This is a genomic window from Streptomyces sp. NPDC048275, assembly GCF_040652275.1.
Classification (GTDB): domain Bacteria; phylum Actinomycetota; class Actinomycetes; order Streptomycetales; family Streptomycetaceae; genus Streptomyces.
Window position 1 is genome coordinate 24,888 of record NZ_JBEZLR010000033.1, and the last position, 26,268, is coordinate 51,155.

24 protein-coding genes and 1 pseudogene are annotated in these 26,268 nt (G+C 67.1%); 16 read left to right on the forward strand and 9 right to left on the reverse strand.

Annotation, left to right across the window (positions count from 1 at the left end; all coding sequences use genetic code 11):
- Positions 1-34 precede the first annotated feature (34 nt).
- The 4 genes from AB0D57_RS20825 to eccE all read right to left on the reverse strand — a co-directional run bounded on the left by AB0D57_RS20825 (position 35) and on the right by eccE (position 7,536).
- A complete protein-coding gene (locus AB0D57_RS20825; RefSeq protein WP_362074639.1) occupies positions 35-1,876 on the reverse strand; it encodes an ABC transporter substrate-binding protein in 1,842 nt (613 codons plus the stop codon).
- Positions 1,877-2,243: 367 nt separating this feature from the next.
- On the reverse strand, positions 2,244-5,177 hold the full coding sequence (locus tag AB0D57_RS20830; protein ID WP_362074642.1) for an SCO5717 family growth-regulating ATPase: 2,934 nt from the start codon (positions 5,175-5,177) through the stop codon (positions 2,244-2,246).
- A gap of 209 nt (positions 5,178-5,386) precedes the next feature.
- Positions 5,387-6,220, reverse strand: a complete 834-nt coding sequence (locus AB0D57_RS20835; protein ID WP_362074645.1) for a hypothetical protein — start codon at positions 6,218-6,220, stop codon at positions 5,387-5,389.
- Positions 6,220-7,536 (reverse strand): type VII secretion protein EccE, encoded by a 1,317-nt coding sequence (gene eccE, locus AB0D57_RS20840; RefSeq protein ID WP_362074648.1) that lies wholly within the window; start codon positions 7,534-7,536, stop codon positions 6,220-6,222. Before eccE ends, AB0D57_RS20835 begins: the two co-directional genes overlap by 1 nt.
- 431 nt (positions 7,537-7,967) lie before the next feature.
- On the opposite strand from eccE, the gene eccB reads away from it, so the two are divergent.
- The 11 genes from eccB to AB0D57_RS20895 all read left to right on the forward strand — a co-directional run bounded on the left by eccB (position 7,968) and on the right by AB0D57_RS20895 (position 19,188).
- A complete protein-coding gene (eccB, locus tag AB0D57_RS20845) occupies positions 7,968-9,551 on the forward strand; it encodes a type VII secretion protein EccB (RefSeq protein WP_362074651.1) in 1,584 nt (527 codons plus the stop codon).
- A gap of 207 nt (positions 9,552-9,758) precedes the next feature.
- On the forward strand, positions 9,759-10,070 hold the full coding sequence (locus AB0D57_RS20850; protein ID WP_362074654.1) for a WXG100 family type VII secretion target: 312 nt from the start codon (positions 9,759-9,761) through the stop codon (positions 10,068-10,070).
- Positions 10,071-10,192: 122 nt separating this feature from the next.
- Positions 10,193-10,477 carry a WXG100 family type VII secretion target gene (locus tag AB0D57_RS20855; RefSeq protein WP_362074657.1) on the forward strand — a complete coding sequence of 95 codons (285 nt, stop codon included), beginning with the start codon at positions 10,193-10,195 and terminating at the stop codon, positions 10,475-10,477.
- 216 nt (positions 10,478-10,693) lie between these two features.
- Positions 10,694-11,980 (forward strand): type VII secretion-associated serine protease mycosin, encoded by a 1,287-nt coding sequence (gene mycP / locus AB0D57_RS20860; RefSeq protein ID WP_362074660.1) that lies wholly within the window; start codon positions 10,694-10,696, stop codon positions 11,978-11,980.
- Positions 11,981-12,049: 69 nt separating this feature from the next.
- Complete coding sequence (locus tag AB0D57_RS20865) at positions 12,050-12,400, forward strand: hypothetical protein (RefSeq protein ID WP_362074663.1); 351 nt, start codon at positions 12,050-12,052, stop codon at positions 12,398-12,400.
- A 38-nt stretch (positions 12,401-12,438) separates the two neighbouring features.
- Positions 12,439-13,878, forward strand: coding sequence for a hypothetical protein (locus AB0D57_RS20870; protein ID WP_362074666.1), 1,440 nt, complete (start codon positions 12,439-12,441; stop codon positions 13,876-13,878).
- Positions 13,879-14,079: 201 nt separating this feature from the next.
- Positions 14,080-15,318 (forward strand): type VII secretion-associated serine protease mycosin, encoded by a 1,239-nt coding sequence (gene mycP, locus AB0D57_RS20875; protein ID WP_362074669.1) that lies wholly within the window; start codon positions 14,080-14,082, stop codon positions 15,316-15,318.
- A gap of 323 nt (positions 15,319-15,641) precedes the next feature.
- Positions 15,642-17,000 (forward strand): type VII secretion-associated serine protease mycosin, encoded by a 1,359-nt coding sequence (gene mycP, locus AB0D57_RS20880; RefSeq protein WP_362074672.1) that lies wholly within the window; start codon positions 15,642-15,644, stop codon positions 16,998-17,000.
- A gap of 680 nt (positions 17,001-17,680) precedes the next feature.
- On the forward strand, positions 17,681-18,013 hold the full coding sequence (locus AB0D57_RS20885; RefSeq protein ID WP_362074675.1) for a hypothetical protein: 333 nt from the start codon (positions 17,681-17,683) through the stop codon (positions 18,011-18,013).
- Between the two features lie 30 nt (positions 18,014-18,043).
- Positions 18,044-18,655, forward strand: a complete 612-nt coding sequence (locus AB0D57_RS20890; RefSeq protein ID WP_362074678.1) for a hypothetical protein — start codon at positions 18,044-18,046, stop codon at positions 18,653-18,655.
- Positions 18,655-19,188 carry a hypothetical protein gene (locus AB0D57_RS20895; protein WP_362074681.1) on the forward strand — a complete coding sequence of 178 codons (534 nt, stop codon included), beginning with the start codon at positions 18,655-18,657 and terminating at the stop codon, positions 19,186-19,188. The genes AB0D57_RS20890 and AB0D57_RS20895 overlap by 1 nt, the downstream gene beginning before the upstream one ends.
- Positions 19,189-19,336: 148 nt before the next feature.
- Here the strand turns inward: AB0D57_RS20895 and AB0D57_RS20900 are convergent, their stop codons facing one another.
- Entirely contained in the window at positions 19,337-19,774 is a 438-nt protein-coding gene (locus tag AB0D57_RS20900; protein WP_362074684.1) for an ATP-binding protein, read from the reverse strand.
- Between the two features lie 236 nt (positions 19,775-20,010).
- On the opposite strand from AB0D57_RS20900, the gene AB0D57_RS20905 reads away from it, so the two are divergent.
- Complete coding sequence (locus tag AB0D57_RS20905) at positions 20,011-20,862, forward strand: helix-turn-helix transcriptional regulator (protein WP_362074687.1); 852 nt, start codon at positions 20,011-20,013, stop codon at positions 20,860-20,862.
- 8 nt (positions 20,863-20,870) lie between these two features.
- Positions 20,871-21,080 (forward strand): DUF397 domain-containing protein, encoded by a 210-nt coding sequence (locus AB0D57_RS20910; RefSeq protein ID WP_362074690.1) that lies wholly within the window; start codon positions 20,871-20,873, stop codon positions 21,078-21,080.
- 123 nt (positions 21,081-21,203) lie between these two features.
- Here the strand turns inward: AB0D57_RS20910 and AB0D57_RS20915 are convergent, their stop codons facing one another.
- The 4 genes and pseudogenes from AB0D57_RS20915 to AB0D57_RS20930 all read right to left on the reverse strand — a co-directional run.
- Complete coding sequence (locus AB0D57_RS20915; RefSeq protein ID WP_362074693.1) at positions 21,204-21,434, reverse strand: hypothetical protein; 231 nt, start codon at positions 21,432-21,434, stop codon at positions 21,204-21,206.
- 432 nt (positions 21,435-21,866) lie between these two features.
- On the reverse strand, positions 21,867-22,835 hold the full coding sequence (locus AB0D57_RS20920; RefSeq protein WP_362074696.1) for a WXG100 family type VII secretion target: 969 nt from the start codon (positions 22,833-22,835) through the stop codon (positions 21,867-21,869).
- A 2-nt stretch (positions 22,836-22,837) separates the two neighbouring features.
- On the reverse strand, positions 22,838-23,146 hold the full coding sequence (locus AB0D57_RS20925; RefSeq protein WP_362074699.1) for a hypothetical protein: 309 nt from the start codon (positions 23,144-23,146) through the stop codon (positions 22,838-22,840).
- Between the two features lie 464 nt (positions 23,147-23,610).
- A pseudogene (locus tag AB0D57_RS20930) lies at positions 23,611-23,733 on the reverse strand (hypothetical protein); the annotation flags it as partial.
- Positions 23,734-23,877: 144 nt separating this feature from the next.
- On the opposite strand from AB0D57_RS20930, the gene AB0D57_RS20935 reads away from it, so the two are divergent.
- The 3 genes from AB0D57_RS20935 to AB0D57_RS20945 are packed head-to-tail and all read left to right on the forward strand — an operon-like array spanning position 23,878 to position 26,266.
- Positions 23,878-24,183, forward strand: coding sequence for a hypothetical protein (locus AB0D57_RS20935; protein WP_362074702.1), 306 nt, complete (start codon positions 23,878-23,880; stop codon positions 24,181-24,183).
- Positions 24,184-24,188: 5 nt separating this feature from the next.
- Positions 24,189-25,490, forward strand: coding sequence for a hypothetical protein (locus AB0D57_RS20940; protein ID WP_362074705.1), 1,302 nt, complete (start codon positions 24,189-24,191; stop codon positions 25,488-25,490).
- Entirely contained in the window at positions 25,487-26,266 is a 780-nt protein-coding gene (locus AB0D57_RS20945) for a hypothetical protein (RefSeq protein ID WP_362074708.1), read from the forward strand. Before AB0D57_RS20940 ends, AB0D57_RS20945 begins: the two co-directional genes overlap by 4 nt.
- The last annotated feature ends 2 nt before the right edge of the window (positions 26,267-26,268 follow it).

Sequence of the window (26,268 nt, forward strand, 5' to 3'; positions counted from 1 at the left end):
TGTGTGTGGGGGGCTACTGGAGGTTGTGTGGGGGTTACTCGCGGTCCTCGGCCGTCGCGCGGCGCCGCTTCGCGAAGAACACCCCGGCGCCGACGAGGACGACGACGCCCGCGACGATGCCGATGATGACGCCCGTCGAGCTCGAACCGTCGGAGGACGCACCGGAGGAGTCCGCCGGAACCGCCGACCACCAGCTCCAGTACCCGTCCTGCCCGTAGATGTTGCCCGCCGCCTTGGGCATCGTCTCGATCGACTTGATCTGGTCGGTGCGATAGGCCTCGACCGCGTTCGGGTACGCCATGACGTTCATGTACCCGGTGTCGTACAGCCGCGATTCCATCTGCTTGACGAGGTCCGCCCGCTTGGCGGGGTCGTACTCGGCGAGCTGCTGGTCGTAGAGCTCGTCGTACTTCTTGTCGCAGATGAAGTTGTCGGTCGCGCCGGTGTCCTTGGCGGAGGCGGGCAGGGCCGCGCAGGTGTGGATGGACAGGACGAAGTCGGGGTCCGGGTTGACGGACCAGCCGTCGAACGCCAGATCGTACGTGCCGGCGAGCCACGGGTCGGTCACGTTGTCCCGGCAGTCCAGGGTGACGCCGATGCCCAGCTTTCCGTACCACTCCTTGAGGTACTGGCCGACCGCCTTGTCGTTCGGGTCGGTGGCGTGGCACAGGACGCGGTAGTTGATCGGCTTGCCGTTCTTCTCGACGCGCTTGCCGTCCCCGTTCTTCTGGTAGCCCGCCTCGTCGAGGAGTTGGGCCGCCTTGGCCGGGTCGTACGCGAGGGTCTGGCTCGCCGACGGCTTCCAGTAGTACGTGGAGAAGCGCGGCGGGATGTATCCCTCGCCCTCGACGGCGTGGCCCTGGAAGACCTTGTCGACGAGGGTCGTCCGGTCGATCGCCAGGAACAGCGCCTGGCGCACCTTCTGGTCGAGCAGCGACTCGGCTCCGTCACCGAAGTGCTTGCCGTCCTTGGCCTGGGCGCCGGGGTTGGTGGCCAGGGCGTAGAAGCGGCGGCCGGGGGCGTCGTTGACCTTGATGTTCTGCTGGCTCTCGAGGGCCGCCGACTGAGCTGGCGTCAGGTTGGAGACGAACGACACCTCGCCCTTCTGCAGGGCCGCGACGGCCGCGTCACCGTCCTTGTAGTACTTGAAGACCAGCTCGTCGAACTTGGGCGCCCCGCGCCAGAAGCTCTTGTTGGGCTTCAGGCGTACGTAGCTGTCGGCCTTGTAGTCGGTGAGGATGAACGGTCCGTTGCCGACCACGGGGAAGTTCTTGTCGTTGTTGAACTTCGAGAAGTCCCCGACCTTCTCCCAGACGTGCTTGGGGACGATCGGGACGTCGAGGGCGGCCATGGTGGCCTGCGGCTTCTTCAGCTCGATGACGAGCTGGGTGGGGCTCGGGGCGGTGACCTTCTTGAAGTTGCTGACGAAGCTGCCGTTGGCGGTGGCGGCGCCGTCGTCGGTCATCATCTTGTTGAAGGTCCATGCCGCGTCCTCGGCGGTGGCCTGCGGGCCGTCCGACCACTTGGAGTTGGAGCGGATCGTGTAGGTCCAGGTGAGTTTGTCGGCGGACGGCTCCCACTTGGTGGCGAGGCCCGGGATCGCGCGGTTGTCCGTGGCGTCGTAGTTGGTCAGATATTCGTACGTGAGCCGGTGAATGCTCGTACTGACCAGGCGCGTCGCGAGGAACGGACTCAGCGAGTCGACGCTCTGCGCGACCGCGACGGTGAGGACCTTCTTGCTCTCCTTGGCATGGGCCTGTTGCGGGGCCGGGCTGAGCGGGGTCGCGAGGGCGGCGGTGAGGGCGAGAGCGCCGACGCCTGCGGCGGCGATGAGTCGGGGGCGGCGGTTTCTGTCGGGCTGATCTTGTCTGTTCATGGGTCGGTGACCTCGCGTCATCGCTCGCACAGGGATGGCTGGTTGACCTACTCGATCGGGCACGTCGGCTGGGTTGATGTGCGTGTCTACCAGCGGCGGTCTTGGCCCGTCAACGGCGCGTGGACCCCGTGTGGCCTGCGGAAATAACAAGTCGGCGGTAATTTCGTGCCCATTGGTTCAGACCGGTGAAGCCCTCCTGGCCAGGGCGTGGCGCCCCGTTTCGTCCCTGGACACACGAAGGCCCGCACCGTGAGGAAACGGTGCGGGCCCAGGTGATAAATCGGCCCCTCGAAAGGGGCCGATCGGGTTACTGCTGAGGGGGCGCGGGCGGGGGAGGGGGCTGGCCCTCCGCTGCTGGGGACCTCCGCTACTGCTGTGTCCAGCCGGGCGGTACGACGCCGTGCTGTGGTTGGTTCTGCTGCGGAACCTGGGGCGGCGGCTGCTGTTGCCAGCCCTCGCCGGGTCCGGGCTGCTGCTGCGGAGGCTGCTGCCACTGCTGCCCAGGCTGGGGGGCGGCGCCGGGCTGGGCGTAGGGCTGCTGGGGGTGCTGCGGGGGCGCGTACCCCTGCGGGGGTTGCTGGTACTGCATGTGCGGGTTGCCGAAGCCCTGCTGCGTGCGGGCGATGTCCTCGGCGATGAGCGCGGCGAGATCGAAGTAGGCCTCGCGGGTCTTGGGACGCATCATGTCGAGGTCCACCTCGGCGCCCGCCGAGAGGTGCTCGTCGAAGGGGATCACGACGACACCGCGGCAACGGGTCTCGAAGTGCGCGACGATGTCCTCCACCTTGATCATCTTGCCCGTCTCGCGGACACCGGAGATCACGGTGACCGACCGCTGGACGAGATCGGCGAACCCGTTCGCCGACAGCCAGTCGAGCGTGGTCGAGGCGCTGCTCGCACCGTCCACCGAGGGCGTGGAGATGATGATCAACTGGTCGGCGAGATCCAGGACTCCGCGCATCGCGCTGTAGAGCAGACCGGTACCGGAGTCCGTGAGGATGATCGGGTACTGCCTGCCCAGCACGTCGAGCGCGCTGCGGTAGTCCTGGTCGTTGAAGGTGGTGGAGACCGCCGGGTCCACGTCGTTGGCGATGATCTCGAGACCCGACGGCGCCTGCGAGGTGAAGCGGCGGATGTCCATGTAGCTGTGCAGCTGCGGGATCGCCTGCACCAGGTCGCGGATGGTGGCGCCCGTCTCGCGTCGCACCCGTCGGCCGAGGGTGCCGGCGTCCGGGTTGGCGTCGATCGCGAGGATCTTGTCCTGGCGCTCGGTGGCGAGCGTGGCACCGAGCGACATGGTCGTCGTGGTCTTGCCGACGCCGCCCTTGAGGCTGATCACCGCGATCCGGTAGCAGGACATCACCGGCGTACGGATCAGCCCCAGCTTCCGCTGCCGCTCCGCCTCCTCCTTCTTGGCGCCGAGCTTGAAGCGGGACGGGCCCTGGTTGTTCTTGCGGGCCTTGGGCTGGTTGCGCAGAAGCCGGTCGGAGGACAGCTCGACGGCGGCGTTGTAGCCGAGCGGGGTGCCGGGCGCGGCTTGCTGCTGCTGGGGGGCACCGGGACCGGCCTGCGGACCGGGCGGGGCGGTCCAGCCCTGGTTGCCGTAGGCGGCGGGCGGAGCGGCGGGCTGTGGGGCCGGGGGCTGCTGCTGCGCCGGGGGCTGCTGGTGGGGCGCGGGCTGCGGGTAGTTGTAGCCCGCATGTGGCTGCTGTGGCTGCTGCGGCTGGTGCGGGGGCTGGGCGGGGGTCTGGGGGTAGCCGTATCCGGCGGGGTGGGGCTGTCCGGGCTGCGGGTGTCCGGGCTGGGGTGCCTGCTGGGGGTAGCCGTATCCGGGAGCCTGCGGGTGTCCGGGCTGCGGGGGCTGGGGCGCCAGCCGCGGGTCGACCGGTGCCGGCTGTCCGCCCTGTGCGGGGTAGCCGTAACCGGGCTGCTGCTGCGGCGGGGCCGGCGGCTGGGGCGGGCCGAACGCGCCCTGCGGCGGGGCCTGGTGCTCGGGCTGTCCCGGCTGATGCGGGGGCTGGGCGGGGGTCTGGGGGTAGCCGTATCCGGCGGGCTGGGGCTGTCCGGGATGCGGGTGTCCGGGCTGGGGTTGCCCGGGCTGGGGCGCCTGCTGGGGGTAGCCGTATCCGTCGGTCTGCCCGGCGGCGGCCGGGGCGTGCTGGCCGGGCTGCCCTGCTACCTGCTGCGGTACTCCCTGTGTGGGGTGCACGGGCATGTAGCCCGGCGGCAGCGGGGGAATTCCCTGGCCGGCCGGGGGCGCCGCGGGCGCCTGCACGACGGGCTCCGGCTCTGCCTCCGGCGCCGCTTCCGCTGTCGCCGACGCCGTCGCCGGATCGGCGTCGGGCTGCGCGGGGGCGCCCGCGTCGGACCCGGCGTTCCCCGTCCCCTCGCCCTCAGCACCGGACACGGACCCGGACTCGGCGGAGCCACCCGGCTCCGCCTCGTCGGTCCGCTCCTCCTCCGGCTCCTCGGCGTCGTGGGCACTGCCGAACAGCGCGGCTGCCTCGGCATCGGCGGCGGCATGGTTGAGCTCGGGCATCGGCTGCGCAGGGGCGGGTTCTTCGGGAACGCCCGCTGCCGGGGCGGCGGCCTGCGGCGGGTTGCTCTGGGAGTCCTCGTCGACCGGTCGCAGCACGGGGAAGCCGGGCGCGGCGGCCGGCTGGGGCGACGCCGGCGGCTGAGCCGGAACGTGACCGCCCGATGTGTCCTGGCTCGGCTGGGGCAGGCCCGCTCCCGTCTGCTGGGGGTAGCCGTACCCTCCGGAGGTCGCCGGACCGCCGGCCGCGGGGGCCGTACCGGGCTGTGGCTGCGGTGGCTGGGAGGGCTGCGGCGCCTGGGGTGGCAGCTGAGGCTGGGAGGGCTGCGGCGCCTGGGGTGGCAGTTGCGGCTGGGAGGGCTGCGGCGCCTGGGGTGGCAGTTGCGGCTGGGAGGGCTGCGGAACTCCGTGGCCACCCGTGCCCCCAGGGCCACCTGCGCCGTACTGCCCCGCGCTAGGCACGCCCGGCGCGGGCTGCTGAGGTGCGCTCGGAGCGTACGGCTGTGCCGGCGCGGGAGCCTGCGGTGCAGGAACAACACCGGGCGGTCCGGCCAGGGGCCCGGCGGGTGATCCGGTCGGCGGCGGTGGTGAGGCCTGCCCGGCGTTCCGCTGATCGTCGGCCGCGGAGCCGGACTGGGTGCTCGGCGCGTACCAGGCGGGAGGCGTGTAGACGATTTCGAACTCGCCGGTGAGTTCCACCTCTTGTTCGTCCCCGTCAGAGGACGGACCGCCGCCGCCGTTGTACTCGGACGGATCCCTGTTCACTGCTTGCCTCCTGGTCAGCCACTGCTGCTGAATTGGTCGTCGTCGCGGCCGGGCGGACCGAGTGGCGACCCCCCCCACGCGGCTGCGATCGTCACCGCATCACCAGAAGCCTAATCACTCACATCGCGGTACGGAAAAGCGCCCATGGGCATGACCGGTTCGCACCGCGTTCCCGGAAACGGTGGCGCATTCCCGGAAACGACGACGCGTCAGTCCAGACGGCGGGCCGCGCCGAGCAGACCAGTCTCCGCGTCGGTGGGTTCGGTCATGACGAAACTGCGGTGCTTACGAGTGCACCACAGGGCGACGCTGTCGTGAAGGTTCGAAAGGTACTGGAGTGGCTCGTCCGGGATACCCAGAGTGTTCTGAACGACCTCGGTCTCCTGGGGCGAGATGCGCTGGATCCCGACCAGTTGAGCCTGGGCCAGCCAGCGCGGTGCGTGGTCGCTGACAAAGGGCAGCACCGTCACCACGGCCTGCCACGGCAGGGAGGTCACTCGTCCGCGCGGCGGGCGGATGCCACAGTCCCGGAACAGGACGACCGGGCTCGAAACGGAGGGACCCTGAGCGGGCACCCGTCCCACCGGGTAGACCGTCACGCACTGCTGACCGCCACCCGCCGCCTGGGCCAGCTGCTGCCAGGCCTGCGGTCGACCGGTCTCCACGCCCACGCGCGCGCCCGTCGCGGCGGCACGCAACGCCAGCACCTGGGCGAGCCAGAGGCCGCCGACGAGTACGACGTCGAAGGGGGTGGGGCGGGACAGGCCGAGCACGGCCGGCTGCTGCGACCGATGGGTGCCGATGATCACGCCGTCGTCGCCGATCGGCATGCTGATCGCCGATAGTTCGTCGACGGTGACGACATGGCGGTTCCGGCGCGGCCCGCGCAGCCCGAAACCCGGGCTGAAGACGCGCCGTTGCTGCCTCGGCGCCTCCGGCTGCCGGATGATCGGGATCATGCCGGTGTCGGTGGGCGAGGCCACGTGCGCGGGGGTGGTCCGGCCCGGCTGTCCCGGGGGCACGGTCGAGGCGGGGTGGGACATCAGTACGTACCTCCGAGCGGCAGAGTGGCGAGGGCTCCGGGGACCTGCTCCCGGTCGAGGCGGACCAGTCCGACCTTCGCGGCACTCGCGGTCTGCTCCAAATCACGCCCCACCTGGCCGAGTTCGCTGTCACCGCGGGCGGTGACGCGGATGTGCCCGGCGAGGGAGACGCCCCGGTTACCGGCCTTGCTCAGGGTCACGCTGAACGTGGTGGCGAGCACCGGGAGCGAGGTGAACCGCGTGATCAGCTCGGGCAGCGCCACACCGCCGTCCCCCAACTGCGGCCAGCGGGAGATCCAGTACGTGGTGTGCCACCGGTCGTCGACCCGCCAGGTCCGTACCGACTCGACCGTACGCCGCTGGGCCGACCGCCCGTCCTGGGCGTGCTGGGCGTTGACCCGCGGGTTCAGGCAACTGGATGTCGCGAGCGCCTGCACCAGCTCGTTCTCGTCCAGGATGGTCGCCTTGAATCCGGCCCCGTCCAGTCGGCTGGCCAGCTGGTCCGCCACCCGCAACAGTGCGCGCTGTGCCCCGGGAACACCGTCTCCGCGCGCCTGAACCGCCTCCGGGCACAGTTCCGGGTCGAGTTTGAGGGCGACCCAGGTGAGCCGAAGCGCGGGAGAACCGGCCTGCGCCTGCAGTGGGCCGTACGACCGTGCGGCGAGGGACTGTTGGGGCAGGTGCGGCGCGGGCGCCGGCTGGGTGTGCTGCACGACCTGCGCGGAAGCGAGACGGATCCCGTCGACCTCCAGCGCGTCCTGGATCAGCCGGAGCGGCAGCTGGCGTCCGGCGGACTCGGGACGCAACGGCTGGTCCGAGGGCTGTACGAAGAGCACCGCGGTCAGGAAGGTCCCGTCGCCGATCAGGCCGATCGAGCGGTCGTCACGGGACACGAAGCCGTCGGTCCGCAGGGCGGGGTCGCACTCCACGACCGGAGCCAGCATCGGGTCGGTCCCGGGCGGCACGGGCAGCTTGGCCTCGCGCTGACGGCGCCTCAGCGCGCGCGCCGTCTCGTACCACTCGGGCATCGGCCGACGGCCGCGGCGCAGGACCGCGAGCAGCAACAGCAGCGCCGCCACGGCACCGGCCGGCGCCAGCAGCCAGGACACGTCGGTGACCCAGGCGGCCAGCATGACGCCCGCCGCGAGCTCCACCAGGATCAGCTGCTGCAGCCGTACCGGGCCCATACCGCCGGGGCTGGGCAGTGTGCGCGGCGACGCGGTGGCGGGGGCCGGAGTCGGCACGCGTCCACCGCCCGAACCGTCCGGTTGCTGCTGTGCGCGGCGTCCGCGCCGAGAGCTCGTAGCGCTGGTCATCCCCCGGGACATCCCTTTCGCGAAGTCGTGGCCGTTCGTCGGGCGTTCATCGGCCCGCATCGTCCATAAGAGTGGCTCACGGTACCCGCTGCCGAGCAATGGCGGCACAGCGGCACAGGGGACCCCGAGCCCCGGGTGGCCAGCCTCGCACGGACCAGGCGCGCATGGTGGAGGGCTGTGGTGAAGCTCTGTGAAGATGATCTGTGAAGATGCCGGAACGGCCGTACCCTGATGGATCGTCGCCCCGCGGCGCAGTGCATAGTAGGTGCCTGCTCGGCCGAAGCGGCGGCCTGTCGTCGAGCGCGATCGAACACCACAGCGCGGTATCGAACACCACACCGCGGTAGGGCATCGCCTCACGATTCACGGTCAGGAACGATCAGGCACGGCCGGGCACCATCGGGGACCAGAATTCGGGAGACACGGGGACCATGGCAAAGCAGCGTCGGGATGAGCTCGCCGCCTACACGTTCGCTCGCAAGCGCACCGTCGCGGCGTTTCTGGCGCCGTCCCCGGGGGGCTCCGAAGAAGGCGCACCGCGTCCCGTTCGTACGGTGATGCCCAGCCTGGCGGTGGGAATTGTGCTGGTGATCGGCTTCATCGCCTGGGGCGTGATCAAGCCTTCGGCACCCAAGGGCTGGGACACCCCGGGTGAGTACATCATCGTCGACAGCGACTCCACGACGCGGTACGTGGTCCTCGACCCGAACCCGAAGGACAGCAAGGTGGAGAAGGTCCTCCACCCGGTCCTCAACTACGCCTCCGCGAAGCTGCTGCTCGACAAGGGCAAAGGCAGCGTCCTCGAGGTCCCCGGCAAGGAGATCGACAAGAGCGGCATCCGGCACGGCGCGACGATCGGCATCCCGTACGCCCCCGACCGGCTGCCCTCCAAGGAGGACGCGGAGGAGGCGAAGACCTGGGCGGTGTGCGAGCGCCCGGCTCCGGGATCGCAAGGCGCCATCGACCGTGCCGTCTTCGTCTTCGACGCCGCCGACGCCAAGTCGCTCGAGAACGCGGGGAAGGTCGCTTCCCGTGAGGCCCTGTACGTCGTCGACCCCAAGACCAAGCTGGAATACCTGGTCGACGGCAAGGGCAACCGCTTCCTGCTGGGCGGCGAGTCGGGCCTCGACGACACCTCCATGGAGCAGCTGCGTTCCGCCGTCATCGGCAGCAGTGCCACGGCCGAGCCGCAGCCGGTGAGCCAGGAGTGGTTGAGCACCCTCAACAAGGGCACGGACATCACCTTCCCGACGGTCCCGTCCGCCGGTGCCTCGACCTCGGTCCAGGGGCTCCCTGCCGAGGCGGGCACGGTGGGCCAGGTACTCAGGGCGCGGGACGCTCAGGGCGAGCAGTTCTACGTCGTCCTCCAGAACGAGGTCGCTGCCATCACGCCCCTCGTCGCCAACCTGCTGGTCGCACGCGACGGGACCAGTGCCATCCAGGTCAGCACCCGGGACATCATCGAGGCCAACGGCGGCTCGGCGGGCAGCTTCTACAAGGAGAAGGGCTGGCCCGAGACCGTTCCGCGGCAGGCCAACCCCGCTGCCACGGCGTCCAGCGAGGCCCGTACCACCTCGTGCAGCGTCTACAAGGGCACCATCGGCGATGACCAGAAGCCGCAGCTCGCCGCCTGGGCCGGAACGAACTACCCCACGAAGGTCATCACCGATTCACTGAGCGCCTACGTCTCGTCCGGCTCGGGCCTCCTTTTCCAGGAGGTCGCCGGTGCGACGGGGGGCGGCGGTGCGACGTACCTGCTGACGGACACGGGCCTGCGGTACTCGTTGCCGCAGAACAACGACAGTGAGGCGAAGGGAAGCGGCAGCGGTTCGTCCTCGTCCTCGTCCTCGTCGTCGTCGTCGGAGAGCGACGCGAGCGAGACGGCCAAGGCGCGTACGCGGCTGGGCTACGAGGACCTTTCCAGTCCCGTGTTCGTGCCGCAGACCTGGGCGACGTTCATCCCGAAGGGCCCCACCCTGGACACCGGCAGCGCGGCGCAACCGCAGAGCCAGTGATGCACCAACGGGGTTATGGGCGCGGGGACTTGACGGCTGCGGATCACTTGCACATCGCGCAGGTGTGTGAATGCTGTAACTGAAACACCTTGCCCGTGGGTATGTGACAGGCGGAGGATAGAGTGCTTCCAGCGTTCACGAACGGGACGCAACTCCGGGTCCTGGTAAGGGTTTCCCGGATCAAAGACGACATGGGGGAAGGTTCACATGGCCGGCCAGTTCCGGGTAACAGAAGACGAGCTGACCAAGCTCTCCGGTGACATCACCACGGCGAACGGTCAGCTGCAGGGCGAGATCCGCCGTCTCAACGGAGTGATCGACCAGATCGCGGGCGGCTGGCAGGGCCAGGCGGCCCAGTCGTACCGCCAGCTGCAGGAACGCTGGAACGCGGACGCGAAGAAGATGAGCGACATCCTCAACGACATCAAGGAAGCCGTGGACTCCACGCGGAGCAACTACTCCGCGTCGGAAGAGCAGCAGAACTCCGAGATCAGCAAGATCATGTCGGACTTCGGCTGATCAAGCCGTAGAGCTGCTGACTCGCTAGCAGTTCTTCCCAGTCCCGTCGATGCCGACTGGGCTCGACTGGTATCGACTGGTATCCACCGACTTCCTTCGACTCTTCCTGAAAGGGAACGACGATGTCGATTCTCGTCAATTACGCAACCATCACCAACGCGTCCACGGACGTGAAGACCACCGCCGGTCGCATCAAGCAGCAGCTCGACGACCTCGAGGCCGCGGTCAAGCGCGTCGCCAACTCCTGGGAAGGTGAAGCGCAGGAGGGTTACCAGCGCAAGCAGCGCGAGTGGGACCAGACTGCTGCTGACCTGCACGCGACCCTGCTGAAGATCTCCACGGCGCTGCAGAGCGCGGCCGACAACTACCAGGCCACTGAGAAGAGCAACGCCAACACCTGGGGCTGAGCCCGCCGGTGGCCCGAGGGGCGTGACATGCGGAGGATCGGCCCAGCGGATGCCAAGGCGTCCGCTGGGCCGCCCCGTTCTCCGGGGTCGTGCACAACACATCCCGCGAATCTTCACGGTCGCCGACAAATCGTGAACACGCATGAGCGAGCTTCGAGTCAACGAAGCAAGCGAGCCAGCAAGCGAAGCAAGCATGGAAGCTCTGGGAGCCGGAACATGAAGGGCCTGGACGTGGAGGGCCTGACAGCCCGTTCGCGCAGCCGCAACAGTGGAACCCGCGCACTGCAGCGGGCCTTTGGCGTACTCGCGGCCACGGGAATCTGCTTGGCATCGGCTCCGCCGGCACTGGCCGACTCCGACAGCCCTGACAATCCCGAATTCGGCCTGGCGGCCAGCTCGGAGTGCGTCTTCGGCGGTGACGTCATCAAGTCCACGCCTTGGTCACTCCAGCGGATCCTCCTGGACCAGCTGCGTGAACAGGCGACGGGCAAGGGCGTCACGGTCGCGGTGATCGACACCGGCGTCGACGACTCGAACCCTCAACTCCGCGGCGCCATGGCCTCGGGCGGCAAGTCCTACGTCGGCGGCTCCGCGGACGGCACCGACGACATCGAGGGCCACGGCACCCGGGTCGCGGGCATCATCGCCGCCCGCCCGATCACGGGCACGGGCTTCGAGGGCATCGCACCGGAGGCCAAGATCCTCTCCTTCCGGTACACGGGCGGGGAGGAGAAGCAGGGTGACTCGGGGACCATGTCGGCGGCCATCCGTGCCGCGGTCGCCGCGGGTGCAGAGATCATCAACATCTCCTCGGACACCGCGAACAAGGAAGACAACCCGACACTGGCGGGCGCCGTGGCGGACGCCGTGAATTCGGGTGCCCTGATCGTGGCGGCGGCGGGCAACGACGGAGCCGACGGCAAGTCCGCGAAGACGTACCCCGCCTCGTACGACGGCGTCCTGGCAGTGGCGGCCTCCGACCGCAACGACGAACGCGCCTTCTTCTCACAGTCCGGCGACTTCGTCGACATCGCGGCACCGGGCGTCGGCATGGTCTCCACCGTCCCCAAGGGCGGCCAGTGCACCGCCGACGGCACGAGCTTCGCGGCGCCGTATGTCGCGGGCGTCGCGGCCCTCCTGAAGGAGAAGCACCGGGACTGGAGCGCGGCCCAGATCGCAACCCGCCTTGAGGAAACGGCCCAACGGCCGGGGCGCGGGCCCAACCAGTTCATTGGGTGGGGTGTCGTCGATCCGGTTGCCGCTCTGTCGGATGACTCCACGCCGGAGAGCTCGCCGGAGCCGGATCCGCCGGTGGCGGCGGGTGCGGGTGGCGTTGTCCCCATGGCGGTGACCATGGGGGAGAGCGAGGCTGAGCGGGAGCGTCGGGTAGCCATGTACGTGTTGGGCATTGGCGTGGCTCTGGCGCTGGTGGTTGCGGGGAGCGGGGTGGCTGTGCGGGACTGGCGTAGTAGGCGGGTTGGACGGGCTGGACGGTCCGGCTAGGGCTGGGCGATGACTTGGGCACCGAGAAGGTGCTGACAACTTGAGAAACAGGGGAGAGGACAACGGGGTATGAGTAACGGGATGCGGGTTGACCTGAGCGCGATGGATGAGGTCATCCGGAAGCTTTGGGCGTTGCTGGACGACATGGACAAGGCGGGGCAGACGTCGCGGTACAGCACGGAGATCCCGATGGATGCATTCGGGAACTCATGCCTCTTCTTGGAGGCTGGCGATCTGCACGCGGCCCACAAGAACATGAAGACCGACCTTGAGACCGCGATCAAGAGCCTGCACGGACTGATCGACAAGTTTGGTACGAGCACCTCGAAGGTCAAGGACAAGTACACCGAGCAGGAGTACGCGAACAAGCAACAAATGGGTGGTGACGCGGGGAGCTCGAACGGCGAGTTTGCAAAATAGCCCGATCGAGAATCGCCTATTAAACGGAGGAGTTCAAAATGGCCGGTGACAAAGACCTGCCCGAGCCTGTGATTGAGTATGACACCTGCGTGGCGGACCCTAATCGGCCCCAGGTCAAGACTCAATTCATCGAGTACTCGCTAAAAGAACTCAAGCAGATGCTTGACCTCACCGACCCGGTGACGATCGAGGGCGTTGGCCGCCACTGGGGCACGGTCGACGAAATTCTTGCCGGTGGCGAGGGAGGCGGCATCGCCGGCCTGCTCGACAAAGCGGTCGACAATGTCCTGGAGCACTGGGAGGGGGATGCAGCCCGGAGTTTTGAGAAGAAGGCTCGTGAGATCACTCAGAGCATCAGGAATGCGGCTTGGCACGCCGACCTCAACCGCTCCCAAATGGCTGATGCGGCCGGCCAGTTGCGCGAGTACAAGTTGCAGCTGGACGCCATCGAGGAGCCCAGTGGCTGGGCTAAGGTCGGTGATGCTCTCAGTGACTGGCACTGGGACAACGGCGAGTCGACGGCCAAGGACCTTCAGGACCGCAAGCTGACCGCCAAGGAAGTAGCGGAAATCAACGAGGGTAAAATCGGTGCAAGCCGAGAAGCCCAGCTCAACGGTGTTGCCGTCATGGAGAACCTCGCGGCCCAGTACATTCGGGTCAAGGGAAACCTGGACAGGAATCGACCGATTACCGATGACAAGGGCAACATCAAGGAACCCAACCGCGACGTGGAGTACCCGCCGCCTGTGACCCCGGGTGGCGTCGGTGCGTCCCGACCAGGCGTTTCGGGATCAGGTAGCAAACCGTGGAGCGCAGGTCCGACCACGAGCGTCAAGCCGGCCCCAACGGTGCCCCGTGACCAAGGCATCACGGGAGGTGCACAACTCCCGACAGCCAAGACGAAGGTCGACAGCATCTCCCCCGGTCTGACGGGAGCCGGTCCCAGCACTAGCACCGGGGGACCCGGCGTCGGTGGGGGCGGCGTTGGGACCGGCGGGGCTCAAGGCCCGGGCATCGTGGCTCCTGGCGGAGGGGCTGGCGTCGGACGTGGTACGGCCGGACGCGGCGGCATCGGTGTTGCGGGCGGTCGCGGGGCTGGTACTGGTGCGGCAGCAGGTCGCGGTGCCGGAGGCCGAGCCGGCATGGGCGGCATGGGCGGCGGGGGAGCCGGCGCAGCCGGCCGAGGCGGTGCTGGCGCTGGCGGACGTGGAGCCCTCGCGAAGTCCCGTGGCGGCGTGGTAGGAGCGGCCAAGGGCGTCACAGGCAAGGGCACCGGTGGCGGTGCGGGCCTGCACGGCAGCCGTGGCGGAACCCAGCGCGGAGCCGGTGCAATGGCTGGCGGTATGGGTGGTCGCAACGGTCGACGGCCCAACGACGAGAATAGCCAGGGCGACCGTCCCGACTACCTGGTCGAGGACGAAGAGACCTGGATCTCGGAAGAGGACCGCAACCGAAACGTACCGCGGACCATCGAGTAGGCACACGAGCGAGCCGCACGGAGAGAACGTGCGGCTCGCTCGCATGAAGACTGGCGGACCAGTCGTGGTTGAGTGAGGAGCAAAGAAGTGAGTTTCAAGCGAGTCTGGTCTACGGCGGGAGTCGTGACGCTGACAGGAGCTTTGCTCCTCACTACGGCCCCACCCGCATCGGCGGACTATGTCAGAGATCAACAATGGGCCTTGAACGCATTCGCAGTAGAAGACGTTTGGGCTGAATCCCAAGGACAGGGCGTTACTGTTGCCGTCGTCGATTCCGGCGTGGATGCCACTCACCCTGATCTAACTGGGCAGGTCCTTGATGGGAAAGACTTTACTGGTGGGGGCGACGCGCAGAAGGACGTGCTCGGACACGGGACGAGTATGGCGAGCCTGATCGCTGGACACGGTCACGGGTCGGGAAATTCGTCTGGCATGATCGGGCTCGCGCCGAAAGCGAAGATCTTGCCCCTGCGCACCCTCCAGACGGAGGACGACCCAAATCATGATGAGACCTGGGCCGCGGCGGTTCGATATGCAGTGGACCAGGGTGCGAAGGTCATCAATCTCTCTTTCTCCAATGATGGTGGCAAGACTCTGAGTGATGGTCGTGCAGCAATCGCGTATGCGCAAGCTCACGATGTTGTTGTTGTTGCGGGCGCAGGTAATGAAGGGTCCATTGCTGTCGATGAGCCAGCAGCACTGCCCGGGGTCGTTTCTGTCGGTGCTGTAGATAAGAACGCCAACCGCTGGGAAGGCTCCAACACCGGAAAAGGGCTTGCCCTCATGGCTCCCGGTGTCGAGATTCTCGCCGCGGATACGACTCGGTCGCAGCAATACAGTTTGACAAACGGTACCTCGGATGCCACAGCCTACGTGTCCGCTACCGCCGCCTTGGTCCGTTCAAAGTTCCCTGACCTCTCCGCAGGCCAGGTAATCAACCGTCTGATCAAGTCGGCCACCTTTGCGCACCATAAAGGGTTGAAAGCACCCGACGAAGAATACGGCTACGGGATTGCCCGGCCCTACTCGGCGCTCACGATGGATATCCCCGCAGGCCCCAAGAAGAACCCTCTTGGCCAGCTCCAGGCGTCCAACTCCACTCCTGGCGGGGCATCTAAGGGAACAGACACCTCGACCCAGGCCGGGAAGAAGAAGTCCTCCTCCAGCAACATCCTCGTCCTCGCTGGCGGTATCGCAGCCGTTGTGATCGTCGGTGCGATCGCCCTCGTGGTGATCCGCAACCGCCGCAACGGAGGTAATGGTGGCCCCGGCTCCGGCGGCGGAACCCCCGCCCATGACACGGGCTACCCGCCCCAGCCCCCGACGGGCCATCAGCCGTACCCCAACGTGGCTCCCGACCAGGGGTACCCCACTGCTCCAGGTCAGTCCCCGCAGTACCCCAACCCCTACGCCCAACAACCTCCGCATCAAGGCCAGTAGGAGTGACCTACCATCCAGCAGCGGCGGATCGTGCTTGGGCATCGTCGTCTTCGTACTCCCGGCGATGTTGGGCATTGCCTTCGACGTGAGCCACAGACGCCGCAATCGACGCAGAGGTCGTTTGGGACGGTCGTGTCCCCGGATCCGTCTGATCGCCCCGACTACTTGATCTATGGCGAAGAGATCTGGATTTCGGAAGAAGACTGCAACCGGTATGTGGCAGACGATCGAGTAGGCAAACCAGCGAGCCGTACGGAGTAACCGTGCGGCTCGCCTGCATGAAGACTGGGGGAGCCAGTCGTAGTTGAGTGAGGAGCAAGGACGTGGGTTTCAAGCGAGTCTGGCCAGCGGCGGGAGTCGTGGCGCTGACAGGAGCGTTGCTCCTCACTTCGGCCCCGACTGCCTCAGCAGACTATGTCAGGGACCAGCAGTGGGTCTTGGACGTATTCGCGATGCAGGACACCTGGGCCGAGACTCAGGGGGAAGGCGTGACTGTAGCCGTTGTTGATTCCGGCGTGGACGGCAGTCACCCTGATCTAACTGGTCAGGTCCTCGAAGGGAAAGACTTCACTGGCGGAGGGGACGCCCAAGAGGACATCATCGGTCACGGAACAAAGATGGCGAGCATCATTGCTGGCCATGGGCATGGCGCGGGCAATGCCGACGGCGTGATTGGACTTGCGCCGAAGGCTAAAATCTTGCCGTTGCGCACTCTCCAGACGAGAGAAGACAGGAATCTGGATGAGACGTGGGGAGCTGCAGTTCGATACGCAGCGGACCACGGCGCAACCGTTATAAATCTCTCTTTCGGTAACGATGGTGGCGGTAAGACTCTAAGCGCAGGTCGTGATGCCATCGCGTATGCGCAAGCACACGACGTTGTAGTTGTTGCAGCGTCAGGCAATGAAGGGTCTGTTGCTGTAAGTGAACCAGCAGCACTACCCGGGGTTGTATCTGTCGGTGCCGTTGATCAAGATGCCAACCTCTGGACAGACTCGAATACTGGAAAGGGTCTGACTCTCACAGCACCAGGTGTGAAAATCGTCGGCGCAAATAACGCAATGTCCAATGGGTACGGTGTGTCTAGCGGTACCTCTGAGGCCACGGCCTACGTATCCGCAGCTGCTGCCCTGGTCCGCTCAAAGTACCCCGACCTCACCGCAGGCCAGGTCATCAACCGCCTCATCAAGTCGGCCTCGTTCCTGGGCCACAAGGGACTAAAGGCACCCGACGAGGAGTATGGCTACGGGATTATACGCCCCCGCCAGGCGGTCACAATGGACATCCCTGCAGGACCCAAGCAGAATCCTCTAGGCCAGCTCAAATCGTCCAACTCGACTTCTGGCAAGGCATCTGAGGAAACGGGCGCCTCGGCCCAGGCCAAGAAGAAGAAGTCCTCCTCCAGTAACGTCCTCGTCCTCGTCCTCGCTGGCGGTATCGCAGCCGTTGTGATCGTCGGTGTGATCGTCCTTGTGGTGATCCGCAGCCGCCGCAACGGAGGTAACGGCGGCCCAGGCTCCGACGGCGGAACCCCCGCTCATGGCACGGGCTACCCGCCCCAGCCCCCGATGGGCCATCAGTCGTACCCCAACGCAGCTCCCAATCAGGGGTACCCCACTGCTCCGGGACAGCCCCCGCAGTACCCCAATCCCTATGCCCAACAACCCCCGTACCAAAGGTAGTAGCAGGAGTAACACCGCATCTGCGGTGGGGAGGGGACTTTCCACTCACCCTGCGGTCGGATCAGCACAGCGGACCAATCCGAGTAAGAGAAGGGATCTCGTCAATGGGCGCTATCGTCCTTGTCGTCGGCATCATCGGCGTAGGAGCCGTAATTGCCGCAGTCATCGTCTTCGCCGTAACCCGTAGCCGCCGCACATCCGGCAACGGCAGTACCGCCGGCGGAAATTATCCGCAGAACATGGGTTACGCGCCCCAGCAGCCGATCTACCCGCCCGCCCAGCAGCCCTACTCGCCAACTCCCTATCAGGGATACCCGACTCCCCCCGCACAGCCGCCCCAGCAGCCCAATCCCCACGGCCAGCAACCCCCGTACCAGGGTCAATAGGTGTTCATTAGTTTCCGCCGCGCGAGCGCATCGAGGAATTGGTCCGGGAGCTGAACACGTTGCCCGCAGAACAGAGGGCGCAGGCCTCGCAGGTCCTGCAGTTCTATGCGGGCATGGTCACCACGCTCAATGCACAGAACGTGCACGTGTGGGCGGTCGGTTACCACCCGGACGACGACGGCACCATTGTGACGTCCACCCTCACAATCTCTACTGTCCCGACGTCCGGCCACAATGTAAAGCTGGTGATCGCCGGTCTCGCGGGGACAGCCGCGGACGACCCCCGACTCCGGGATGCGCCCGCTCGAACTGCCATGCGGCCTCGGCTACCTCGCGGAGGAGAAGAAGCGCACTGTCGCGCCAGGCAGGGATCCCGACAGCCTCGAAGGCCCTCTGCGCGGGGACGTGTGGCAAAGTACGGTCGCCGTCACCGGCTCGGGCACGCCGGACATCATCATGGTCCAGCTGGTGACGCCCGCTCTCCATCTCGCGGACGTGTACCGGGACATCCTTCTCGGGGTTGCCCGTACGTTGACGTTCACCGACCCGGTGAAGTCGGCGCCGGCACGGGACAGCGAGCCGCGGGCGGGCTCAGTCGAGGCGGCCATGCGCAGCGACTTCGGATAGGGACGAAACCCTTTCATGAACAATCCGCCCGTGGCACCCGACGTTACGCAGGTGCTCAAGCACAACCGCGCGCTGCTGTACCGGCACATCGTCACGCGCCTCGCGCTCGCCGTGGTCCTCTTCGGGGTGCCGTTGGTGGCGCACTTGGTCGGCTATGACGCCGCCCTGCCCGCGTTCGGTATCCCGGCCGCCTTGTTCGTGCTGATCTTCCTGGTCCTCCGGCTGCGTCACGGGTCGCGGCTCAAGGTGTGCGAGAAGGTGCTGCACACCTACCCCCTGGAGTACCGCGATCGGGTGTCCAAGAAGGGCTCCGAGTGGAAGTACCTCGGCGATGTGCACACCGTCCGGCTCTCGGTGCGCGGGCAGCACGGCGCCCCTTCTCTGCGTGCGGTCAACACCTCGACGGTGCGCCGCTGGCCGAAGGAGGCCGAGGAGGGCGGCGCCTGGTTCGCCGGTGACCCGGCCTTCGGCGGCGTCATGATCGTGCCGGGGAGCAACGACATGCTCTTCGTGCAGCCCGTGGACTGGGAGAAGTACGAGCAGGAGCGCGACCAGGCCGACCCGCAGCGCAGGGCCCTTGCTGAACAGGCCGGTATCTCCAGGCTGTTGGAGAAGGAGCCGAACATCTTGGTAGGCGGTTGATGCGCGTATTGGGCTGGGTGTGCGGCGGCGTTCTCGGCCTCGTGACCGCCTTCTGGTGCGTCACCGCGACCGCCGGCCTTGCCCTGTCCGCAGGGGTCTACGGCACCTCGGGCACGTACAAGGTGGAGACCTGCAACGACACCAGCAACACCCGTAAGAACTCCGACTACGACTGCTACGGGGACTTCACGCCTGACGGCGGCACTGCCAGCGACGCCGTCTACGTGCACCTCAAGGATACCGGGCACGACTACCCGGACGGCACCGAGTTCGGCGCGCAACAGGGGATCGAGCCGCAGACGATTCAGCGGGTCGGGTTCTGGGGCGTCGTGGGAGAACTCTGGCAGGTCGCGGTCTGCGTCGCCGTCCTCGCGGGCCTCGTGTACCAAGCGATCAAGCCGCGGCGGGAATCCCACAGCCTGGAGCCCTCGCGGCGCCAGAAGGTGGCCGACCGGGTGGGCTATGCCGTCGTGGTCGCCATCCCTGTAGGCATCCTGAGCCTGATAGCCATGGCCGCGGAGCCGACCCCCTGACGAGTTCATCCGAGTGCTGGCGATGCGACTGGCAACGTGGACGGGACGCACAAGATAGTTATGTGGCAAGCGACTTGGACACCTTGCTCACCACACTGAATGTGAAGATCGATGAGAGGTCGGAGGCACTCGGTGGCTGGCCGGATGGTCAGCTCCCGCTGACCTGATCGCACGACCTTACGGCGGCAACGAGCTCGCACCACACGTACTTGCCCCGCTTGCCGTTCCTGGCCAGTGGCTGCCAGCCCCATACGTCGGCACAGGCGCGAACCAGCGCAAGACCACGACCTTCCTCCGCTTCGACCAAGTCGCCCAGCTTCGATGGCGGTTCGGGCGGCTGGGGGTCAGCATCCCAAGCACCGATACGCAGCACACCGCCCCGCCACCGCAGACGCAGGGCGGCGGGCCCCTTGGTGTGTCGTACGGCGTTGGAGACCAGCTCCGTCGCGAGGAGTTCGGCGGTGTCGACGAGGCGGATCATGCCGTGCATCGTGAGGATCAGGCGGGCGGTACGGCGACAGACGGTGACGGCGCGCGGGTCGTTCGGGATGTAGAGGGAGTACTCCCAGGGTTCGTTTTCAGGCATGACGGAACTCCTGTCGAGAAAAGGGGAGTTGGCGATTTCCGCTGGAGTGTGGGCGGTGGCAGCGCCGCAGCCGTCATGGCAGGACGGAGTGGTGCGCTTCCGAGACCCCGCAGTTTCGCAGCGTGTTCTTCGCAACACCGACAGTAGGGTCCAATGTTGGAACATCGCAAGCCGTTGCCGTAATCTTGCCTCCGAACGGGGCACCGTTCCAGGGTTGTTGGGTCAAGGAGGCACTCATGCCGCGGAGACGGGAGCCCACCGCGCGGCAGGCGCGACTGGGTACCGAACTGCTGAAACTGCGCGAGGCGGCGGGACTCAAGGGGCGCGAGGCTGCCGCATTGCTCGGAACCGACGCGGCCCGGCTAAGCCAGATCGAGTCCGGCGTCGGGGGCGTGAGTGAAGACACGGTGCGGCGCCTTGCGGCCAGCTATTCGTGCGCCGATGCCGAGTTGATTGATGCTCTTGTAGGCATGGCGACCGATCGGTCCCGGGGCTGGTGGGAGGAGTACCGAGGCAAGCTCCCCAACGCGTTCCTGGACCTTGCCGAGTTGGAACACCACTGCAGGTATCGGCTGGATGTGGAGTTCTTGCACGTCCCCGGTCTTTTCCAGACGGAGGACTACTCCCGCGCCGTCTTCTCGTACCGAGTCCCCGAACTGCCCGATGACGACCTCGAGCGGAGGGTTCGCCACCGGATGGCACGCAAGGTGATCATCGAGGACCCGGCCCCTGTCCCGTATGAAGCGGTGATTCACGAAGCGGCGCTACGCATCAGGGTCGGTGACCGCACGGCAACACGGGCTCAACTCGCCCGCATCCTCGAACTGTCCGAAGCGGACCACATCGCGGTGCGGGTCATTCCCTTCGATCTGGACGGCTTCGCCGGGGCCACAAACTCAATGATGTACGTGGGCGGGGTCGTATCGAAGCTGGATACGGCGGTACGCGACGCGCCTCAGGGTGCCGGCTTCATCGATTCCGAAGCCCAGCTCGGCGCTTTTCGAACGCTCTTCCGTAAAGTGGAGGCTGTGTCGCTCGACCCCGAGCGGTCGCGTGACTTCATCCACAGGCTGGCGGAGGAACTGTGAGGCGCGCCGTGACCACCCCCGACAACTGGCGGAAGTCGTCCTACTCAGGCAGCGGCGACGGTAACAACTGCGTGGAGATAGCGAACCTCCACGCCCAAGTCGCGATACGCGACTCGAAGGCCCGGGCTCGGGGCACGCTCTCCTTCCCGGCCGGACCCTTCACAGCGTTCATCAGCAACCTCAAAGCCGACACGGGTCATGACGTCGAATGCCCGTAGCGTGTTCGGGCTCTGGCGCATATATCGCATCCTCAAGCGCGCGCGTTGCCGACCGACGCGGGCCGACAGCCACTGCTCGACCCAAGTCCAGCCCCCCCGACACGGGTTGGGCCGTCGCCCAACTCAGCGTACGGGCAGGGCGTCGACCAGGGACTTCCATCCGGCGCCCTGTGCCTTGACGTCGCACCACGACCCATCCCCGAAGTGCCACCGCAGCGTGGCCTGCTCGTCGTGGGCATCCCAGACGGCAAGCTCCACACCGGCCAACTGGTCCCGGGGGACGGCCCAGGCTATCTCCGTCTCGCGCTCGCCGATATACAGAAGGCTGACTCGCTGCTCTCCGACGACCAGCACGCGTTCACCCCAGAGGGACACAGCGATCCCCAGGCCTCCCGCCGCGCTGTCCCATCCGCCGTTGAGTCTCTTCTCCCGACGGCGCTTCTCCTTGCTTCGGCAGAGCCACAAGAGCCCCCGGAATGGCATCAGAAGCAGATCGCCGAGGAAATCCAATGGGTCGGTAAGCCACGCCAGGAAGCCAGTCAGCCACGCCCGTACCCGTACGCCGACGGAAGGCCGGGGGCGGCGCCCACCGTGGGGGAGGACGCGGGAGCCCGGCCGCCGCCCCTTCGGCGGCTTGGGCACCCGGGAGTGACGCGCCACGGGCTGCAGATGGAGCACGCGGTCTCCCTGGAGCGCTGCCATCGCCAACTGCCGGAGTGCGGCGTCCGTCCTAGCCCGTGTCATCCGAGCCCTCCTGTATGTCGTGTCCATCGACCCCGTCGGCGGTCACCCGAAGTCCTCTCGCATTCTCTTCTGGGTGGACGTCTCAGCCGTGGCCATCCTCTCGTCGAAACTCCGCGACTCGGGCTGCTGGTCGTAGGCCGTCGCGTCCTTCGGTGTCGCGCCAGGCGCGCCGCTGGGCGCGAACTCGTCGTACGCCCGCTGGATGGGCTCGCCCACATCCTGGCCGATGACCGGTGTGACGATCCCCTTCTTGATGCCGCGCTTGGCGGCCTGGAACGCGACGTACTGGGCCAGGTCGGCCTGGTTGCCGGCCTCGACGCCGTCCACCTTGCCGCGGTAGCGGGCCAGCCCCATGCGGTAGGCGTCCTCGGCCTTCTTCTTCCCCGCGCCCAGCTTCTTGAGCTCGCTCGCGAGCTTTTCGGCCCGCTTGATCGCCTTGAGCGTCTTCGCAAGGTCGCTCAGCTTGTCGGCCAGATTGGCAGTGATCTTGACGGCCTTCAGGGCCTTCTGGGCGATCCCGGCTGCCGCGATCAGAGGTCCGATCGCGGCGGCAGCGCCGGCCGTCAGGAGCGACAGAATCGCCGTCGTGGCCGCCGCGGCCAACGCCATCTCGATGATCTCGACGATGAGATCGATCATCAGCTGCTCGGCCATGGCACAGGCTTCCGCAGCCGTTTCGAGGAGCGTGGCGATGGTGTCCATGTCCTCGGCTTCGCCGTTCAGCGCCATCTCGAACGCCAGTGACTTCGCGCGGAACGCGTCGGCGGCCTCACCACTCCACTGTGTCAGGAGTGTTGCCCTCTCAGCCTCCAGGTCTTGGACGACGCCACGCAGGTCCCGGGCCGCCTGCCGGTATGTGGCGGCCGTCTCGAGGAGTTTCTCGTTGTCACCGCTGACCTTCTCCAGGTCGTCCTCGAGACCGAACTGCTTGATGATTCCCCGGACGATCTCGTCGAGGGTGTCGGAGAACGGCCCGCTGATGCTGACGCCGAGCCGGCTGAGTATGTCCACGGTCACGCGCCTCCGAAACCGGCTGCCGTGTTCTGCTCGTTGCCGTCGTAGCGGTCCGCGGTCGCCCGCGCCGCGTCGACGATGTTCTGCAGGGCGTCGGCCGCGTCACCCAAATCCTTGATTGCGTCCTGCTGCTTCGCGTCGTAGTCGGCCTTCAGCTCGTCCGACTCGGGCAGCTTGCCGAAGGTGCCAGCGGACAGCTCCAGTTGCTGGATCCGGTTGCGTATTCGCTGGACCCGCTCGACGTCCGGCTCGGTGCGACGGGCATACGTCCGCAGTGCATCATTCTGTACGCCAAAGCCTTGACTCATCTGATTCCCCGTGCATTGGCAGTTGAGACCTTCAACTTCATATCAAGATCCAGATTAGTCAACGATCTCTACTGCATCGATCGAGGGGCTTCACCGGCCGGGCACAGGCGATAGCCGCGTTCTTGGCTGATCTGGACCTTCGGCCGGATTGGTCACTGGGACGCAGTGCGGGGCAGCAGGCGGGCGTGCCTGCTGGGGGCCACGTACGAGAACGTCCATGTCTGGAGTGGGTGGACGAAGGTTTCAAGTGGCATGCGATGCCTGCGGGCTTCTCCGCGACCCTCGGCGCTGGTGGCATCCCCGCGCCCGAGACGGCTGGCAAGCTCGCCGTCACCCCGTCTGGCAAGAGCGGGGGCAGCACTCTCGGTTGTCGTCGCTTACCGTGGGGTCAACGACCTCGAGCTCTTCCTCACACGTTGCTGATCGGAACGATGCCATGGCGAGCCTCGCCAGTCGAGCTGGTCCCGGGCCTGCCACCAGCGGCGGATCGAGGCGACCGCGACGGTGGAGGTATCGAGGTCGGTGTCGGGGTGGGGGTCGACGTTGCCCCGGCCGGTGTCCGCGGCCAGGTCGTAGAACCCGTAGGGATGGCTCTCCGCCAGCCTCAGCCGTGATGTGCATCAGTTGTAGAGCAGTGCGGTGTGTTTGCCGCCCTATGGCATGATCGGCCCATTCAACTGCCGGCTGTCGCTTGCCGATGCGACCGCCGATACGCGAACGGGGAGACCTGCGTGGGGGACCACTTCAAGACCGACATTGATCAGCTCGCTGCTTTCACCAAGGACCTCAAGGGAGCCCATGACTCCCTTGAGCAGGTGCGGACAGCCCTCCAGCATGTGCGAGCCGACCAGATCGGGACGCCGGAGCTGGACGAGGCGTGCGACGCGTTCCAGGAGCGCTGGAAGTACGGCAACGAGCAGATCAAGGAGCGCATCGGCAAGCTCACCGAAGGCCTCCAGAAGAACACGGACAACTACCGCGAAGTGGAGACCTCCCTGGAGGAGAGCTTCAAGCGCGCCGCGGCTGCGGGGAAGTGATCACGGTGGCACAGAATCCGTATGTGCACCTCGGGTGGAATCCCGTGCCGGGACAGCCGGGTGAAGTCGAGAAGCTCCGCACCCAGCTCAACAATTCGGCGAGCGCGCTGCAGACCGCGTATCAGAAGATCGACAAGCTGCTCGGCGAGTCCAGCTTCTGGGAGGGCGACGCCGCCGTGGGCTTCCGCGAGGCCCTCGACGGCGACCTGCCGAAGTACATGAAGGACGCCCACCAGTCCCTGACCCTGGCCGCCGGTCACCTCGGCACGTGGCACGGCGGTCTGACCGGCCGCAGGGAGCTGGCGCACAAGTACGACGTCGAGGCGGCCGACCACAAGGGCGACCTGAAGACCGCCAACTCCCAGCACGAGACGGCCAAGCAGGACCCGGACCTGAAGCTCGCGGGGCAGACGTTCGCCGAAGGCTCGGAGCTGGAGGCCGCCCAGACCCGCCTGAACGCGGCCACCGCGCGGCTCAACGACGCCGTCACCGCCGTCAACAACGCGCAGGGCGCCTTGGACGAGGTGATGCGGAAGGCGCGGGAGCTGGAGGGGACGCACGAGGCAGAGGCACGGGACCTCGCGTCGAAGCTGAAGGACTCCACGAAGGATCTGGCGCCCGAGGAGCCGGGATGGCTGAGCAAGGCGCTCAGCTGGATCGGGGACAACCTCACCAACATTCTCAGTGTGTTGGCTGCGGTGGCGGGGTTGCTCGCACTGCTGTGCACGGGGCCGTTCGGGATCGCGTTCCTGCTCGCCGCGGGCGCCCTCAGCCTGGCCACCATGGCGTCCAGGCTCTCCAACCCCCAGGTGCGCGCCTCGCTTTGGGACGGCATCACCAAGGGTGAGCTCGACTCCGACTTCTGGGAGAACTCCATCGGGCTCGCCGGCGACGCGCTGGGCGCGGTGCCGGCTGTGGGCGCCGTGACGCGCGGTCTCAACGGTGCGATTCAGTCGACCCGTTTCGCGAGCGAGTCGGTGAGCGTGGGCCAGTTCCTCGGCCGGTTCGGCGATGACACCGTCACGGCCGCCGGGCGGCTGATGCCCAGCGCGACGGACGCCGGTCCCATCGGAAACCTGATCGTCCGGGGCGTGGGCGGAGGCGAAGGCCTCACCAAGGCACTGGCCTACGCCTCACCCGTCGCCGGTGTGGCCACGGCCGGGTTCGGGCTCGCGGCCGACCAGATCGACGCGCTCCAGCCCGGCAAGGACGGAGCCACGGGTATCGACGGCGGCCGTGCCGGCATCTTCGACGCGCCCGGGGCGATCGGCCCCATCCAGGCCACGCTGCGGGCGGTGCTGCGATGACGGAGAACGTGGCGAACGCGGAGAACGCGGAGATGTCGGAGAACACCGAGGAGAAGCCGCTGCGCCTGGTGATCGATGACTCGGCCCGGGACACGAGCGCCAAGCTCTGGTACGCGCTGCCCGACGGCTACGTCGACGTACCGCTCGAAGCGCTCGACCCGGATCCGGGCACGGAGCACGAAGAGCAGTTCATGAACGTCATGGCGCTGATCCTGAGCTGCGTGCCCGAGGAGCAGCACGACCGTTATGTGGGTGCGCTGCGGGACATGCGCTTCATGGTCGCCCAGATGCGCAGCGAGGGTGTCATCGGCTGCTCCCTCGGCATGCACTTCGCGGATGACGGCTCATCGGCGGTCTCCGTGGTCACGGCGGCGCTGCGGGACATCGAGTGGGCGCCGCCGAAGCTCACTGCGGTACGCGCGGTCTCCCTGCGGGAAAACGCGACGAACGTGGAGCTCCTGACGTTGCCCGGAGGCCGTCCCGGGTCGTTCTGCGACACCCTCGTGACCGTGCCCGCCGTGGCGGGCATGTCCGCAAAGGATCTCTACCAGTGCGATGTCTACATTCCGGCGCCGTCCGGGGCGCAGCTGGCGGTCCTCGCGCTGAGCACCACGGCCGTCTCCGCCCGTGGGCACTACCGCGACCTGATGAAAGGCATCGCGCACACCGTGGCTTTCCACAATCCGCTGCCGGACATCGAGCGGACACTACGCGGGGACAAGCACGACGGAAGTTCCGACAGCATCAAGGACAGCATCACGGCCGACTTCGGCTGACC